This window comes from Streptomyces sp. NPDC054841, assembly GCF_053611045.1.
In genome coordinates, this window is record NZ_JBSGZO010000156.1 from 1 (window position 1) to 17197 (window position 17197).

General features: G+C 69.6%; 10 protein-coding genes. 5 read left to right on the forward strand and 5 right to left on the reverse strand.

The genetic code is table 11. The features are described 5' to 3' along the window. Positions 1-17: 17 nt before the first annotated feature. On the reverse strand, positions 18-689 hold the full coding sequence (locus ACWGI8_RS21255; RefSeq protein WP_453662995.1) for a FadR/GntR family transcriptional regulator: 672 nt from the start codon (positions 687-689) through the stop codon (positions 18-20). A gap of 200 nt (positions 690-889) precedes the next feature. Between ACWGI8_RS21255 and ACWGI8_RS21260 the strand changes: the two genes are divergently transcribed. Beyond that, positions 890-3700, forward strand: a complete 2811-nt coding sequence (locus ACWGI8_RS21260) for an NACHT domain-containing protein (RefSeq protein WP_453662996.1) — start codon at positions 890-892, stop codon at positions 3698-3700. An 88-nt stretch (positions 3701-3788) separates the two neighbouring features. Here ACWGI8_RS21260 and ACWGI8_RS21265 read toward each other — a convergent pair whose 3' ends face one another. From ACWGI8_RS21265 to ACWGI8_RS21280, 4 genes are all read right to left on the reverse strand, one after another. Then, entirely contained in the window at positions 3789-5396 is a 1608-nt protein-coding gene (locus ACWGI8_RS21265) for an FAD-dependent oxidoreductase (protein ID WP_453662998.1), read from the reverse strand. 15 nt (positions 5397-5411) lie between these two features. After that, positions 5412-6941 carry a glycerol kinase GlpK gene (gene glpK, locus ACWGI8_RS21270; protein WP_453662999.1) on the reverse strand — a complete coding sequence of 510 codons (1530 nt, stop codon included), beginning with the start codon at positions 6939-6941 and terminating at the stop codon, positions 5412-5414. A 37-nt stretch (positions 6942-6978) separates the two neighbouring features. Beyond that, positions 6979-7767: an MIP/aquaporin family protein gene (locus tag ACWGI8_RS21275; RefSeq protein ID WP_453663000.1), complete on the reverse strand. Its 789-nt coding sequence runs from the start codon at positions 7765-7767 to the stop codon at positions 6979-6981. A 256-nt stretch (positions 7768-8023) separates the two neighbouring features. Then, the gene (locus ACWGI8_RS21280; protein WP_453663001.1) at positions 8024-8788 is read right to left on the reverse strand and encodes an IclR family transcriptional regulator; all 765 of its coding nucleotides are present in this window, start codon (positions 8786-8788) and stop codon (positions 8024-8026) included. A gap of 242 nt (positions 8789-9030) precedes the next feature. Here ACWGI8_RS21280 and metH point away from each other — a divergent pair, with 242 nt between their 5' ends. The 4 genes from metH (at position 9031) to ACWGI8_RS21300 (ending at position 17190) form a co-directional block, all read left to right on the forward strand. Then, positions 9031-12597: a methionine synthase gene (gene metH / locus ACWGI8_RS21285; RefSeq protein ID WP_453663003.1), complete on the forward strand. Its 3567-nt coding sequence runs from the start codon at positions 9031-9033 to the stop codon at positions 12595-12597. Between the two features lie 163 nt (positions 12598-12760). After that, positions 12761-13462, forward strand: a complete 702-nt coding sequence (locus ACWGI8_RS21290; RefSeq protein ID WP_453663004.1) for an HAD family hydrolase — start codon at positions 12761-12763, stop codon at positions 13460-13462. Between the two features lie 481 nt (positions 13463-13943). Beyond that, positions 13944-15545, forward strand: coding sequence for an ABC transporter substrate-binding protein (locus ACWGI8_RS21295; protein WP_453663006.1), 1602 nt, complete (start codon positions 13944-13946; stop codon positions 15543-15545). Between the two features lie 55 nt (positions 15546-15600). Then, positions 15601-17190: an ABC transporter substrate-binding protein gene (locus ACWGI8_RS21300; protein WP_453663008.1), complete on the forward strand. Its 1590-nt coding sequence runs from the start codon at positions 15601-15603 to the stop codon at positions 17188-17190. Positions 17191-17197 lie beyond the last annotated feature (7 nt).

Consider the following 17197-nt stretch of genomic DNA (forward strand, 5'->3'; position numbering starts at 1 on the left):
CTGCCCCCGGACCCCCGTCACAGCGTGGACCGGAGCCACTGCTCCACGCTCGCGATGTGCACCGTCGCCCACGACCGGGCCGCCTCGGCGTCACGGTCGCGGAGCGCGGCCAGGATCGCCCGGTGCTCGTGGAGCGTACGGCTGACCGCGTCCTCCTGGGTCAGCCCGCGCCACACCCGGGCCCGGGTGGTCGGCCCGGAGAGGCCGTCCAGTAGCGAGCAGAGCACGGAGTTGCCGGCGGACTGGACGATCCCGCGGTGGAACTCCAGGTCCGTGGCGACCAGTTCCTCCACCGACGGCTGCGGCCCCAGCGCGTCCAGCTGTGAGCTGAGCACGTCCAGCTCTGCCTCACTGATCCGGGACGCCGCCATCGCCGTCGCGGCCGGCTCCAGAATGCGCCGTACGGCCAGGAACTCCAGAACGGTGTCGTCCCGGTGGAAGTCCACCACGAAGCTCAGCGCCTCCAGCAGCAACTGGGGGTCCAGACTGGTCACATACGTACCGTCTCCCTGGCGTACGTCGAGGATGCGGATCAGCGACAGCGCACGCACCGCCTCGCGCAGCGAGTTCCGGGACAGGCCAAGCTCGGCGGCGAGTTCGCTCTCCTTGGGCAGCCGGTCGCCCGGCCGCAGCGCGCCGGAGACGATCATTCCCTTGATCTTCTCGATTGCCTCGTCCGTGACAGCCATGGCGCCCGCCTCCCGTTCAGACATCCGATGTCTGCGTTTCATTATGCGGCTCCCGAGGGCTGAGGTGTGCCGTAGTGCGGGGAACGGGTCCCGGTGAGCGGCGCACGCCCCTCGTCCCTGCCCGGCAGCCCTCTCAACTCTGCGGGAAATCGCGTGAATTCGCCTGACGGGCTCTGGTGCGGGCGATGAGAATCCTTCCCATGGGGACTCGACAGGGCGAGCGGGGCGGGCGGGACGAGGGGGACCAGCAGGGAGAGTGGGGCGCTCGGGACGCCCGGGACTCGCGCAACAACTGGCGCCCGCCCACCGAGGTGCGCAACATCGTCCGGGACAGCACGGTCGAGTACCTCATCCAGACAGGCCACGTATGGGGCGACCTCGTCGTCAACCTGCCGGCTCCCGCCGCACCCGTGGACACGGCCGCCGAGGAGCTCGCCCGCGCCGTGCATGCCCAGTGGTCGGCCGAGGTCGCCGCCTGGGAGCTGGGCGACATGGAGTCCCCGCTGTCCGTGCGCTTCCTCGCCCGCTGGGCCGCCGGGCCGCGGTCCGGCGACCCGGCGGGCGCCGACGGCGGTGACGGGCGCGACGCCGGCGACGAGGCACGTGCGGTACGCAGCGACCGCGCCGACGCCGTCGTGGACAGGCTTCAGGACCTCCCCGTCCGCCGCCTGGTCGTGCTCGGCGGCCCGGGCTCCGGAAAGTCGACCTTGCTCGCCATGACGGCCCTGCTGCTGGCCGGACGTCATCTCGGCGACGTCACCCGGGCAGCGGCGGGCGACCGCACGGTGCCCGTACCGGTCCTCCTCTCGCTGGAGTCGTGGGACGCGGAGAACGTGGCGTTCGCGGACTGGCTCATCACGCGCATCACCACGGACCACCCGGGGCTGCCCCGGCTGGACGGCGTGCACCCGGCCAGGCGCCTGGTCCGGGACGGCCGGATTCTCGCCGTCCTCGACGGACTCGACGAACTGCCGGAGCACCGCCGCGTCGCCGTCGTCCGCGAACTGAACGCGGCGCCCCGACGGCTGGGCTGTGTGCTGGCCTCTCGAACCGAGCAGTACCGGGCCCTGGAGCAGCGGCTCGAAGGAGCTTCCGACATCGAGGCGCTGCCGGTCCGGCAGCGCGCCGCCGCCGTCCATCTGCTGCGGACGGCACCCCCGGAACGGCACGCCCAGTGGGGACCGGTCGTCGACGAGCTGGCCGACCATCCCGAAGGCCCCCTCGGCCAGGCCCTGTCCACACCCCTGATGATCTGGCTGGCCCGCCGCGCCTACCGCCGCCGGCACACCGACCCGGCGCATCTCACGGACCGCGCCGCGCTCCCCACCCGGGAAGCCGTCGAGAAGCACCTGATGGACGCGGTGATCCCGGCCGCCTTCGAGCCCCGTGCCTCCGACAGCGAGCGTCTGCACGCCCCGGGCGGCTGGAACCCGGCCCGGGCCCGCGGATGGCTGGCATTCCTGGCGCGCGAGCTGCAGCGCCGCCGCACGTCCGAGTTCGCCTGGTGGCACCTGAACAGGGCGACCGCGGCCCGGCTGCTTGCCGTGCCGACGCTCCTGGCCCTCGGGATCGCGGCGACCGAGTCCGTGCTCGCGGCCTCGGCCTGGGTCCAGGACCACCACGGTGACCCGGTGTACTTCCGTATCGATCTGTTCGAGCGGAACTACGTGTTCGGCGGGTTCGTGTTCGGCTCAGGGATCCGGGTGGCCCAGCTGTACTGGTTCGGCGACCGGTTCGGCGAGCCGCGCCGCCGGGCCAACCCGTTCCGTTCGGGGGCGGCCCTGCGCTCCGCGTCGCGCCCGGTCTCCGTGCGCCGTGGCCTGACTGCTGCCGCCGTCCTGCTCGTGCCCAGCCTGCTGCTTCTGTGGTCCGCCCTGAGCACGCACGATCCGGACGCTTTCACGGCCCAGGCCGTCCTCGGCTTCGTCCTGCCGACCCTGCTGATGGTGGTGATCGCGGCGCCGTCGGACACCACCGACGCGGCGACCCCCGACACCTTGCTGACCAGTGAGCGCCGCACCGCCCTGCTCACCCTCGCCCTCGTCGCCCCGCTGATCGGCCTGGGTACCGGAGCGCATCGCCTGCTGACCGGCCACGGTGCCGTGGACGCGGGGGTCGCCTTCGCCAAGGGCTTCACCGGCGCGGCACTGGTGCTCGCTCTGCTGAGTCCGTGGAGCCTCTGGGTCGTCTCCAAGGCGTGGCTCGCCGTCCTCGGACGGGTGCCGTGGTCACTGATGGAGTTCCTGCGCGACGCGCACGGAGCGGGACTGCTCCAGCGGCACGGCGGAACCTACCGTTTCCGCCACCTCAGACTGCAGGAGCACCTCGCGCCGCGGCCGGAGCCGAGGGCGGCCGTCGCGGCACCCGGACAGCAGCCGCTCACGGTCACCGGGCCACAGCCTCGGCGGCCCGTCCCCGGGCCTGCGGTCTCGGAGCCGCTGCCCAGGTTCTCGGAGATCCTCGACGCCATGCCGCCGATGCACAGCCTGCCCGGCTGGACCGTCGTCTCCAACGACCGGGAGTACGTGCTCTCGGGACGTGAACGCCGGTTGCCCCTGGGCCACTGGGTGCCGTGCGGAGTCTTCGCGGTGGTCGCACTGATGCGTACCGCCGTGACCGGCAACTGGGACACCTGGATCGGCTGGACCAGCGTGCTCCTGTGGCCCTGCCTGGCGCTCTCGATCAACATCGTGGCGTTCCTGCTGCCGAAGGTGCGCATGACCCTGCGGATCGACCCCTACGGAGTCACCGCCGGCCTCGGCCGGCGCAGCGCCTCGTACGCCTGGCGCGATGTCGTCGCCGTGAGCGTGCGCCAGGTCGTCATCCGGGGCAGGAACCAGCGGACGTACGGTCCGCACGTGCGACTGCGGCCGGGTGCGCCCGAGCCGCCCGCGGTCTTCCGCGGCCGGGGCGGCTGGTACCTGGTGATGCCGTTGCACATCCGTCCCGCCATGCCACCCGACATCGTCGACGCCCTCCGCCGTTTCTCAGGCGGCAGATGGCAGGAGTGAGGGGCGATGGCAGGAGTGAGGGGCGATGACAGGAGTGAGGGGCGGCTCTCTCGCGGCAGCCGCCCCTCGAATGCGCCCCGCCCTGCGGCTACTTGCCGTTCAGCAGGTCCGTGACCCTGGCCCGGACGTCCTCCGTGTCCAGCCCCCGTATCGTCAGCGTCGTACGGCGGCGCAGCACGTCGTCCGCCGTCTCGGCCCACTCGTGGTCGCGCGCGTAGACGACCTGCGCCCAGATCTCGGGTGCGTCCGGGTGGATGCGCTCGGCCAGCTCGGGGTTGTCGTTCGCCAGCCGTGCGATGTCGAAGGACAGCGAGCCGTAGTGCGTGGCCAGGTGGCGCGCCGTGTCCGCGGCCATGCGGGGGCCGGGTGCGGGACCGTCCACCAGCAGACGGTGGGCGACCGCCCGCGGGTTGGCGATGCCGGGCAGCGGGAGCTTCTTCGGCAGCTGCGAGATCGGCTCCATGTCGTCGGCGAGCGGCCGGCCCGGCAGCTCGGCCAGCTTGTTCATCACCGTACGGCCGATGTGGCGGAAGGTCGTCCACTTGCCGCCGGCCACGGACAGCATGCCGCCGCGGCCCTCGGTGACGACCGTCTCGCGCTTGGCCTTCGAGGTGTCGCCGGGACCCCCCGGCAGCACCCGCAGACCCGCGAAGGAGTACGTGATCAGATCGCGGGACAGCTGCTGGTCGCGGATGGAGAAGGCGGCCTCGTCCAGGATCTGGGTGATGTCCTTCTCGTTGACCGCGACATCCGCCGGGTCGCCCTCGTACTCCTCGTCGGTCGTACCGAGCAGCAGCATGTCCTCCCAGGGGAGGGCGAAGGTGATGCGGTACTTGTCGATCGGGGTGGCGAGGGCGGCTTTCCACGGGGAGGTGCGCTTCAGCACCAGGTGCGCGCCCTTGGACAGCCGGATGGAGGGTGCCGCGTTCGGGTCCTCCATCTTCCGCAGGTGATCCACCCACGGGCCGGTCGCGTTCAGCACGAGCCGGGCGCCGACACCGAACTCGGTGCCGTCCGTACGGTCCTTGAGCTCCGCGCCCGTCACCCGGCCCTTGGTGAAGCGCAGCCCGGTGACCTCGGCGTGGTTGAGGACGACGGCGCCCGCCTCGACGGCCGCGCGGACCGTCATCAGCGCCATCCGGGAGTCGTTCATCTGGTCGTCGCCGTACACGGCGACGGCCTTCAGATTCTCCGTACGCAGCTCGGGCACGTCACGCTGCGCCTTCGCCGCGGATATGACGTGACCGACGCCGTCGCCGAACGCGGAGAGCGCCGAGTACGCGAAGACGCCCGCGCCGAGCTTGGCCGCGCCGTGCGGTCCGCCCTTGTAGACCGGCAGATAGAAGGTGAGCGGGTTGGCCAGGTGCGGGGCCACCTGGCGGGAGACCGCACGCCGCTCGAAGTGGTTCTCCGCGACCAGCTTCACCGCGCCGGTCTGCAGATAGCGCAGACCGCCGTGGAGCAGCTTGGAGGAGGCGGAGGAGGTGGCGCCGGCGAAGTCACCGGCGTCCACCAGCGCCACCCGCAGCCCGGCCTGCGCGGCATGCCAGGCAGTGGAGATGCCCAGGATGCCGCCGCCGATCACCAGGAGGTCGTATGTCGCCTTGGCAAGCTGCTCCCGGGTCTCGGCGCGGCTCGGCAGGGAACCGGAGGCCGGGTGCGTCCCCAGGGTGGGGACGCTCTGCAGGGTGGTCATTGTCGATAGCTCCAATCAGCTCTCGTCGTGCTCGATCCAGCCCATGGTCCGTTCGACGGCCTTGAGCCAGTCCTTGTACTCGCGCTCACGCTTGTCGGCATCCATGTGGGGGGTCCACTCGGCGGCCCGGCGCCAGTTGGCGCGAAGAGCGTCGGTGTCCGGCCAGAAGCCGACGGCCAGGCCGGCGGCGTAGGCGGCGCCGAGGCAGGTGGTCTCGGCGACCATCGGGCGCACCACGGGGGCGTCCAGGAAGTCCGAGAGGGTCTGCATCAGCAGGTTGTTGGATGTCATTCCGCCGTCGACCTTGAGCGCGGTCAGCTCGACACCGGAGTCCTTGGTCATGGCGTCCGTGATCTCACGGGTCTGCCAGGCGGTTGCCTCGAGAACGGCGCGCGCGATGTGCGCCTTGGTGACGTACCGGGTGAGTCCGGCGATCACACCGCGGGCGTCGGAGCGCCAGTACGGGGCGAAGAGACCGGAGAAGGCCGGGACGAAGTACGCGCCGCCGTTGTCCTCGACGGACGCGGCGAGCGTCTCGATCTCGGGGGCGGAGTTGATCAGGCCCATCTGGTCGCGCATCCACTGGACGAGCGCGCCGGTGACGGCGATGGAGCCTTCCAGCGAGTACACGGGCGGCTGGTCGCCGATCTTGTACCCGACGGTGGTGATGAGCCCCGAGTAGGAGTTGATGATCTTGTCGCCGGTGTTCATCAGCAGGAAGGTGCCGGTGCCGTACGTGGACTTCGCCTCGCCCTCGGCGAAACACGTCTGGCCGAACAGTGCGGCCTGCTGGTCACCCAGCGCGGAGGCGACCGGGATGCCGTCCAGGACGCCGCCCTTGACGTGGCCGTACACCTCGGCGGACGAGCGGATCTCCGGCAGCACCTCCATGGGGACCTCCATGGACTGGGCGATCTTCTCGTCCCACTCCATGGTGTGGAGGTTCATCAGCATGGTGCGCGAGGCGTTGGTGACGTCGGTGACGTGGTGGCCGCCGTCGACACCGCCCGTGAGGTTCCAGATGACCCAGGAGTCCATGGTGCCGAAGAGGATCTCGCCGCGCTCGGCGCGCTCACGCAGGCCCTCGACGTTGTCCAGCAGCCAGCGGACCTTGGGGCCGGAGAAGTAGCTCGCCAGCGGCAGGCCGGTCTCGCGGCGGAAGCGGTCCTGGCCGACGTTGCGGCCGAGTTCCTTGCAGAGCGCGTCGGTGCGGGTGTCCTGCCAGACGATGGCGTTGTGGACGGGCTCACCGGTGTTCTTGTCCCAGAGGAGAGTGGTCTCGCGCTGGTTGGTGATGCCGACGGCCTTGACGTCGGCGGCGGTGATGCCGGCCTTGTTGATGGCGCCGGCGACGACCTCCTGGACATTGGTCCAGATCTCGGTGGCGTTGTGCTCGACCCAGCCCGGCTTCGGGAAGATCTGCTCGTGCTCCTTCTGGTCGACGGAGACGATCCGGCCGTCCTTGTCGAAGACGATGCAGCGGGACGAGGTGGTGCCCTGGTCGATGGCCGCGATGAAGGGGCCGGCGGTGTGTGCGTCGGTCACGGTGTGCTCCTGAAAGTCTGAGGGAAGGACGTGCGGCTCAGGCGAACGCGATCTGGTAGATACCCGCGGCAAGCGCGCCACCGATCAGCGGTCCCACGACGGGGATCCAGGAGTACCCCCAGTCGGAGCCGCCCTTGTTCGGCAGCGGGAGCAGGGCGTGCACGATGCGCGGGCCCAGGTCACGGGCCGGGTTGATGGCGTATCCGGTGGGGCCGCCGAGCGAGAGGCCGATGCCGACGACGACGAGGGCGACCATCAGTCCGCCGACGGTGCCGAGGCCCTTGCCGCTGTTGTTGAGGCCCTGGGTGAGGACCGCAAGGACGAGCACGGCTGTGCCGATGATTTCGGTGGCGAGGTTCTGCCAGGCGACGCGGATCTCGGGGCCGGTGGAGAAGATGCCGAGCACCGGACCGGCATTCGGGGCGGCCGTCTCGGTGACCAGGCCCTCCTCGTGCGGCGGCGCGGAGATGATCTCCGGGTCCGTCAGATGTGCCCTGAACTGGCCGTAGTAGGCGACCCAGGCCAGGAATGCGCCGAGCATGGCGCCGATCAGCTGGCCCGCGAAGTAGATGGGGACGTTGCTCCAGTCCCCGCTGGTGATCGCGATACCGAGCGTGACCGCCGGGTTGAGGTGGGCACCCGACAGGGGGGCCGAGATGTAGACCGCGGTCAGGACTGCGAAGCCCCACCCGAAGGTGATGGCGACCCAGCCGGCGTTCTGCGCCTTCGAGCGCTTGAGTACGACGGCGGCGACAACGCCGGCGCCGAGCAGGATGAGTACGGCGGTACCAATGATCTCGCCGATGAAGATGTCGGAGCTGGACACCCGCGACTCCTTTGTCCTTCGTCCAGGGGAAGGCGAACCAACGGGTCCCTCCGTGGTCCGCGCCCTCGGGGGTGAGAGCGATGCCGGCCCTTGGCGTTGCCACACTCTAGCGCTTATTGCCGGTAGGTGTTCGACAATGCCGACCGATGAACGGCAGTTTTGCCCTCCGGTTAATGCGACGTCAAGGGTTGTGTGGCTGAAACCCGTTTCGTTATCGATGGTGCGCCGGAACGGGCGGAATCGCCCGCCGTGAACGTCAGAACCGACCGGCGCCCAGGTCCCTGGAGACCGCGCGGGCACAGTCCCGTACCGCCGCGACCAGCTCGGACCGCAGCTCCTCGCCCGCGCAGACCCGCTCGACGGCGCCCGTGATGGCCACCGCGCCGACCGGCATCCGGCGCCGGTCGTGGATGGGCGCGGCCACCGCGGCGACGCCCTCCCAGGTCTCCTCGACGTCGGCGCCCCAGCCCCGCGCCCGGGTCAGGGCCAGCACGCCCTCGAAGTCCTTCAGGGTGGTCAGTGTGCGCGGCGTGAACGCCGTGCGGTCGACCTCCAGGGCCTCGGTGTGCGCCACCGGGTCGTACGCCGCCAGCACCTTCCCCAGTGCCGTCGAGTGCAGCGGCTGCATGGCGCCGACCTCCAGCACCTGCCGGCTGTCGTCCGGCCGGAAGACGTGGTGGACGATGAGCACGCCGTGCTGGTGCAGCACGCCCAGGTGGACGCTCTCGCCGCTGGAGCGGGCCAGGTCGTCCGTCCAGACCAGTGCACGGGCCCGCAGCTCGTGCACGTCCAGATAGCTGTTGCCGAGGCGCAGCAACTCCGCCCCCAGCTGGTAGCGGCCCGAGGCCGGGTCCTGCTCGACGAAGCCCTCGGCCTGGAGGGTGCGCAGGATGCCGTGGGCCGTGCCCTTGGCCAGGTCCAGCGAGGACGCGATGTCGGACAGTCCGAGACGGCGCTCGCCACCCGCGAGCAGTCGCAGCATCGCCGCCGCCCGTTCAAGTGACTGGATGTTCTTCGCCATCGTTGCGGCCCTTCTCCCCGACATCGTTCGACAATGCTGAACACTATCGGCCGATACCGAATCAGTGTTACTGCCGGAACGGTGTGTCAAGACGCTGCGCACCCGGTCATCACCGGGATCACACGGAGTCCACCCCCTGGACCGGGCCGCCGTGCGCGACCGTGCCCGGCTACGCTGACCGAGTGCGCCTTCCGCAGGAAGCCGCAAAGCCGACAGCCGTCGCATCCCAGGGAGCACATTCCATGGCCTCGTTGCCGACCCCCTCCGCCGACAGCCCGACTTCCGCAGGCAGTGGTACGCCCGCAGGCAGTGGTACGTCCACCGACAGCAGGACCCGTGCCGACGCCCTCCGCGCGGCGCTGGCCACCCGTGTGGTCGTCGCCGACGGGGCGATGGGCACGATGCTCCAGGCGCAGGACCCCACCCTCGACGACTTCCAGGACCTCGAGGGCTGCAACGAGATCCTCAACGTGACCCGCCCGGACATCGTCCGCTCGGTCCACTCCGCCTACTTCGAGGTCGGCGTCGACTGCGTCGAGACGAACACCTTCGGAGCGAACTTCGCCGCGCTGGGGGAGTACGACATCCCCGAGCGGGTGTACGAGCTGTCCGAGGCCGGCGCCCGTATCGCCCGCGAGGTCGCCGACGAGTACACCGTCTCTTCGGGACAGCAGCGCTGGGTGCTCGGCTCCATGGGCCCCGGCACCAAGCTGCCCACCCTCGGCCACGCCCCGTACACCACGCTCCGCGACGCCTACCAGCAGAACGCCGAAGGCATGATCGCGGGCGGTGCCGACGCGCTGCTCGTCGAGACCACCCAGGACCTGCTGCAGACCAAGGCCTCGATCATCGGTGCCCGCCGCGCCCTGGACGCCACCGGCACGAACCTGCCGCTGATCTGCTCGGTCACCGTCGAGACCACCGGCACCATGCTCCTCGGCTCCGAGATCGGCGCGGCCCTCACCGCCCTGGAGCCGCTCGGCATCGACATGATCGGGCTGAACTGCGCCACCGGTCCGGCCGAGATGAGCGAGCACCTGCGCTATCTCGCCCGCCACTCCCGCATCCCCCTCTCCTGCATGCCGAACGCCGGTCTGCCGGTGCTCGGGAAGGACGGGGCGCACTACCCGCTCTCCGCCACCGAGCTGGCCGACGCCCAGGAGACGTTCGTCCGCGAATACGGGCTCTCCCTGGTCGGCGGCTGCTGCGGTACGACCCCGGAGCATCTGCGCCAGGTCGTCGAGCGCGTCCGTGACCTCGCCCCGACCCGGCGCGAGCCGCGCCCCGAGCCGGGCGCCGCCTCGCTCTACCAGACCGTGCCGTTCCGCCAGGACACGTCGTACATGGCGATCGGCGAGCGGACGAACGCCAACGGCTCGAAGAAGTTCCGCGAGGCCATGCTGGAGGGCCGCTGGGACGACTGTGTGGAGATGGCCCGCGACCAGATCCGCGAAGGCGCCCACATGCTCGACCTCTGCGTCGACTACGTCGGCCGCGACGGTGTCGCCGACATGGAGGAGCTGGCCGGCCGTTTCGCGACCGCCTCCACGCTCCCCATCGTGCTGGACTCGACCGAGGTCGATGTCATCCGCGCCGGCCTGGAGAAGCTCGGCGGCCGTGCCGTGATCAACTCGGTCAACTACGAGGACGGCGACGGGCCGGAGTCCCGGTTCGCGAAGGTCACCCGGCTGGCGCAGGAACACGGCGCCGCTCTCATCGCGCTCACCATCGACGAGGAGGGCCAGGCCCGCACCGTCGAGAACAAGGTCGCCATCGCCGAGCGGATCATCACGGACCTCACCGCCAACTGGGGCATCCACGAGTCCGACATCCTCATCGACACGCTGACCTTCACCATCTGCACCGGTCAGGAGGAGTCCCGCAAGGACGGCATCGCCACGATCGAGGCCATCCGCGAACTCAAGCGCCGCCATCCCGAGGTGCAGACCACCCTGGGTCTGTCCAACATCTCCTTCGGCCTCAACCCGGCCGCCCGCATCCTGCTCAACTCCGTCTTCCTCGACGAGTGTGTGAAGGCGGGCCTCGACTCGGCGATCGTGCACGCGAGCAAGATCCTCCCGATCGCCCGCTTCGACGACGAGCAGGTCACCACCGCCCTCGACCTGATCTACGACCGGCGCTCCGAGGGCTACGACCCGCTCCAGAAGCTCATGGAGCTGTTCGAGGGGGTCAACACCAAGTCGCTGAAGGCCGGCAAGACCGAGGAACTCCTCGCCCTGCCGCTGGAGGAGCGCCTGAAGCGCCGCATCATCGACGGTGAGAAGAACGGCCTGGAGGCCGACCTCGACGAGGCACTCCAGGACCGGCTCGCGCTCGACATCGTCAACGACACCCTCCTGGAGGGCATGAAGGTCGTCGGCGAGCTGTTCGGCTCCGGCCAGATGCAGCTGCCGTTCGTCCTGCAGTCCGCCGAGGTCATGAAGTCCGCGGTGGCCTACCTGGAACCGCACATGGAGAAGTCGGACGCCGAGGGCAAGGGCACCATCGTGCTCGCCACCGTCCGCGGCGACGTCCACGACATCGGCAAGAACCTCGTGGACATCATCCTCTCCAACAACGGCTACAACGTCGTCAACCTGGGCATCAAGCAGCCCGTCTCCGCGATCCTGGAAGCCGCCGAGGAGCACAGGGCCGATGTCATCGGCATGTCCGGTCTCCTGGTGAAGTCCACCGTGATCATGAAGGAGAACCTGGAGGAGCTGAACCAGCGCAAGCTGGCGGCCGAATACCCGGTGATCCTCGGCGGCGCGGCCCTCACCCGCGCCTACGTCGAGCAGGACCTGCACGAGATCTACGAGGGCGAGGTCCGCTACGCCCGCGACGCGTTCGAGGGCCTGCGCCTGATGGACGCCCTGATCGCGGTCAAGCGCGGCGTCCCCGGCGCCGCCCTTCCCGAGCTCAAGCAGCGCCGGGTCCGGGCCACGACGGCCGCGGTCGTCGACGAGGGCGTCGGCGAAGGAGCCGTACGCTCCGACGTCGCCACCGACAACCGCGTCCCCGAGCCGCCCTTCTGGGGCACCCGGGTCGTCAAGGGCATCCAGCTCAAGGAGTACGCCTCCTGGCTCGACGAGGGCGCGCTGTTCAAGGGCCAGTGGGGCCTCAAGCAGGCCCGTACCGGCGACGGCCCCACCTACGAGGAGCTGGTGGAGACCGAGGGCCGTCCGCGGCTGCGCGGCTGGCTGGACCAGCTGCACACCCAGAACATGCTGGAGGCGGCCGTCGTCTACGGCTACTTCCCCTGCGTGTCCAAGGGCGACGACCTGATCCTGCTCAACGAAGACGGCTCCGAGCGCACCCGCTTCACCTTCCCGCGCCAGCGACGCGGCCGCCGGCTGTGCCTCGCCGACTTCTTCCGCCCGGAGGAGTCCGGTGAGCGCGACGTCGTCGGGCTGCAGGTCGTCACCGTCGGCTCCAGGATCGGCGACGCCACGGCCAAGCTCTTCGCGTCCGACTCGTACCGCGACTACCTCGAACTGCACGGACTCTCCGTCCAGCTGGCCGAGGCGCTCGCCGAGTACTGGCACGCCCGGGTCCGCGCCGAGCTCGGCTTCGCCGCGGAGGACCCGGCGGACGTCGAGGACATGTTCGCGCTGAAGTACCGGGGCGCCCGCTTCTCCCTCGGTTACGGAGCGTGCCCGGATCTGGAGGACCGAGCGAAGATCGCGGAGCTGCTCGAACCCGAGCGGATCGGCGTCAAGCTCTCCGAGGAGTTCCAGCTCCACCCCGAGCAGTCGACCGACGCGATCGTCATCCACCACCCCGAGGCGAAGTACTTCAACGCCCGATAGGGCGCCGCCGGGGTCCGGGAGTCCGCGAGATTCGGGGCCCCGGGGTGGCGTGCCGCGCACTTCGGCGGCGAGCGTCGTACACTGGTCGGTCCAGTGCAGGCCGGTCGTCCTCCCTCCACCGGGAGGGCGGCCGGCCTTCTCTTCCCTCATGGAGGTGTGCCGGATGACCAGTACGGTCCCCGCGTCCTTGACCCGCACGGCCGGGGGCTCCGCCCTGCAGGCGGTGTTCCTCGACATGGACGGCACCCTCGTGGACACCGAGGGCTTCTGGTGGGACGCCGAGGTGGAGGTCTTCGCGGACCTCGGCCATGACCTGGACGAGGCCTGGCGCGACGTGGTGGTCGGCGGGCCGATGACCCGCAGCGCGGGCTACCTCATCGAGGCGACCGGCGCGGACATCACCCTCGCCGAACTGACCGTGCTGCTCAACGAACGCTTCGAGAACCGCATCGGCCGCGGAGTGCCGCTGATGCCGGGCGCCGAGCGCCTGCTCGCCGAGCTGGCCGCGCACAACGTACCCACCGCTCTCGTCTCCGCCTCCCACCGGCGCATCATCGACCGCGTCCTGGCCTCCCTCGGACGCGACCGCTTCGCCCTCACCGTCGCGGGTGACGAGGTGGTCCGGACGAAGCCGCACCCCGACCCGTACCTCCTCGCGGCCCGGGGGCTCGGAGCCGAACCCTCCAGATGCGCCGTCATCGAGGACACCGCCACGGGCGTGGCCGCCGCCGAGGCGGCCGGCTGCCGGGTCGTCGCGGTCCCGTCCGTCGCGCCGATCGCGCCCGCCGACGGACGGATCGTCGTCGGTTCGCTCGAGGAAGTCGACCTGACGTTTCTGCGCACATTGATCACGCGAATGAACTGACCCTTTCACCGAGCGTGTATACGAATTACGCCGGAAACTCTCGGCAGCAGGCCGTGCATTTTCCGTAACCACGCATCGGCGTGACGTTCGTCACTCATCACCACTCGGTGCTTTGCATAAGTAGCCGGTCCAGACCTTCGGGGCCCGGTCTGGGGTGCTTCGGGCGTGCCCATGTGTCCGGATTGGTGGGGAGGTGTACGAATCATTCCGGCGCGTGGATATCGACATCCCGTCATGCCTGATCACCAGGCGCTTACGCCTCAACTTCGGCCTGGTCCAGCATTCATGGCGCGGCCCACTAATCTCATCGCGAGAACTTCGCCGCAGCAACGACGCGCCTCGGAGACCACCCAAGTCGCCGCGGCAGCCGCACCGATCGCTCTGTATCCCGGCCCGATCGCACCGCCCCGACCGGGCGGTGCGGCGGAGTGTCCCGTAACACCGCTGTATCCCAGTGAGGGATCGAGGGAGAACGTCCAGGATGAACCGCAAGACTCTGGTGCTGCCGGCCGTGATCGGCCTGCTCGCCCCCGCACTCGCCGCCTGTGGCACCACGCCCGGCGGCTCCGGCGGAGGCGACGCCATAGTCGTGGGCACCACGGACCAGTTCGTCGCGACCGGCGATGCTCCTGCACCCTTCGACCCGGCCTACGCGTACGACACCGGTGCCTGGAACGTCCTGCGCCAGACCGTACAGACACTGATGCACGTCCCCCGCGGCGGCGGTCGGCCGGTGCCCGAGGCCGCGTCCCGCTGCGGATTCACGGACACCGAGAGCGAGAGCTTCCGCTGCACTCTCCGTGACGGCCTGACCTTCGCGAACGGCAAGCCCGTCACCGCCGAGGACGTGAAGTTCTCCATCGAGCGCGTACTCGACATCAAGTCCGACAACGGTGCGGCCGCGCTTCTCGCCAACATCGACACCATCGAGGTCAAGGGCGAGAAGGAAATCGTCTTCCACCTCAGCACGCCCGACGCCACGTTCCCGTACAAGCTCTCCACGCCCGTCGCCGGCATCCTCAGCCGTGACGCGTACGACGGGAAGAAGCTCCGCGACGGCTTCCAGATCGACGGCTCCGGCCCGTACACCATGACGGCCCAGACCGACGGCGAGAAGCTCGTCAGGGCGGTCTTCACCAAGAACCCCGCTTACAAGGGCGATCTGAAGGTCCGCAACGACAAGGTCGAGCTCCGCTCGTACCCCGACGCCGACTCCATGGGCACGGCGCTCGAGTCCGGTGAGATCGACATGATGGCCCGTGTGATGTCCCCGGAGCAGATCAAGGACCTCACCGAGCACCCCAAGGACGACATCGAGCTGAGCGAGATGCCCGGCCTGGAGATCCGCTACCTCGGCTTCAACACCAAGGACCCGTCCGTGAAGGACAAGGCGGTCCGTCAGGCCATGGCCTCCGTCGTCGACCGTGACCGGATCGCGGGCAATGTCTACGGTGCCACCGCCCAGCCGCTGTACTCGCTGGTCCCGTCGAGCATCACCGGCCACACCAACGCGTTCTTCAACAAGTACGGCAGGCCGGACCGCAAGAAGGCCGCCGGCATCCTCGGCGACGCCGGGATCACCACCCCGGTGAAGCTCACCCTGCACTACACCAGCGACCGCTACGGATCCGGCACGGCCAAGGAGTTCACGGCGCTGCGTGACCAGCTGAACGCCACCGCGCTCTTCGACGTCACCGTCAAGGGCACCGAGTGGGCCAAGTTCCGGCCCGCCCAGAAGCGCGGCGAGTACGCCGTCTACGGCCTCGGCTGGTTCCCCGACTTCCCGGACCCGGACAACTTCATCGCCCCGTTCCTGGACAAGGACAACTTCCTCAACACCCCCTATGTGAGCACCGCCGCGCGCGATCAGCTCATCCCGCAGTCCCGCCGCGAGGCCGACCGCAGCGCCGCATCCGCCCCCTTCACCAAGCTGCAGGACATCGTCGCCAATGATGTGCCGGTGCTGCCGCTGTGGCAGGGCAAGCAGTACGTCGCCGCCCGGACGGACATCAACGGCGTCGAGTGGACGCTGAACTCCTCCTCCGACCTCCAGTTGTGGGAACTCGAGCGCGGCACCGCCTGACCTTCATCACCCCGGCCGCGAAGGGCGCGGCCACGAGAGCAAGAGGCAAGGATCTGTGAAGGCACGACTCAAGAGAACGACGGCTCCGCTCGCCGCGGGTCTGTCCGCTGTCCTGCTGGCGGGCTGCGGCTCGGAGCCGGGTGACGGCTCCGACGGCGACGGCGTCCGGGTGGCCGTCGGCATTTCCGACGACGTCCTCGCCACGGACCCCGCGGACGGCTACGACCCGGGTTCGTGGCTGCTGTTCAACAACGTCTTCCAGTCCCTGCTGAGCTTCCCCAAGGGCGGCTCGACCCCGCAGCCCGAGGCCGCGGAGAAGTGCAACTTCGACAGCAGCGGCAGCACCGTGTACCGCTGCACGCTGCGCGAGGGCCTCACGTTCAGCAACGGCAACAGCCTGACCTCGAAGGACGTCAAGTTCTCCTTCGAGCGGGCGCTGAAGATCGGCAGTGACTCCGGCCCGGGGCCGCTGCTCTCCACGATCGACAGCATCGAGACCCCCGACGACCGGACGGTCGTCTTCCGGCTGAAGGTGCCCGACGCCACCTTCCCCAGCAAGATCGCCTCGGGTGCGGGATCCATCGTGGACCACCGCGAGTACCAGGCCGGATCCCTGCGTACCGACGGCAAGGCGGTCGGCTCCGGTCCCTACAAGCTCGACTCCTTCAGCGAGAAGGAGGCGGTCTTCTCGGTCAACCCCCAGTACAAGGGCACCGCGCAGGTGAGGAACACCGGCGTCACCCTCACCTTCTTCCGGGGCGACCAGCAGGGCCTCGGCTCCGCGCTCAAGAAGGGCGATGTCGATGTCGCCTACCGAGGACTGACCGCGCACGACATCGACGGGCTCCAGGGATCCGTGGCGGCCGGCGAGCAGGGCATCGAGGTCGTCGAGGGCGGCAGCGCCGAGGTCCAGCACCTGGTCTTCAACATGAAGGACCCGGTCGCCGGCAAGCTCGCCGTCCGCAAGGCCTTCGCCTATCTCGTGGACCGCGACGCCCTGGTCCGGGACGTCTACAAGGGCACGGCCGAGCCGCTGCACTCGATCATCCCGGCCGGAATCGCCGGCCACAACACCGCCTTCTTCGACCGCTACGGCGGCAGCCCGCAGCCCGACAAGGCCCGCAAGGCCCTGCGCTCCGCCGGCATCGACGAGAAGGTGAAGATCACTCTCTGGTCGACGCCGAGCCGCTACGGTCCCGCCACCGACCTGGAGATGCGGGCGATCGCGCAGCAGCTCAACAAGAGCGGGCTGTTCGAGGCGGACGTCAAGTCCGTCCAGTTCGAGCAGTACGAGAAGGACATCCAGGCCGGTAAGTACGGCGTCTACGTGAAGGGCTGGGTCCCCGACTACCCGGACGCCGACAACTTCACCCAGCCGTTCTTCGGCGAGGGCAACGTCCTCGGCAACGGCTACGAGAACAAGCAGATCTCCGGGAAGATCATCCCGGAGACCGCGGCCGTGACGGACCGCTCGGCCACGAGCGACAAGTTCGCAAAGCTCCAGGACCTCGTCGCCGAGGATCTGCCGATCCTCCCGCTGTGGCAGGGCAGGCAGTACGCCGTCTTCAACGGCAACATCACCGGTCTGGAGTGGACGCTCGACGCGTCGACGGTCTTCCGCTTCTGGGAGATCAAGAAGGGCTGACGAAGAC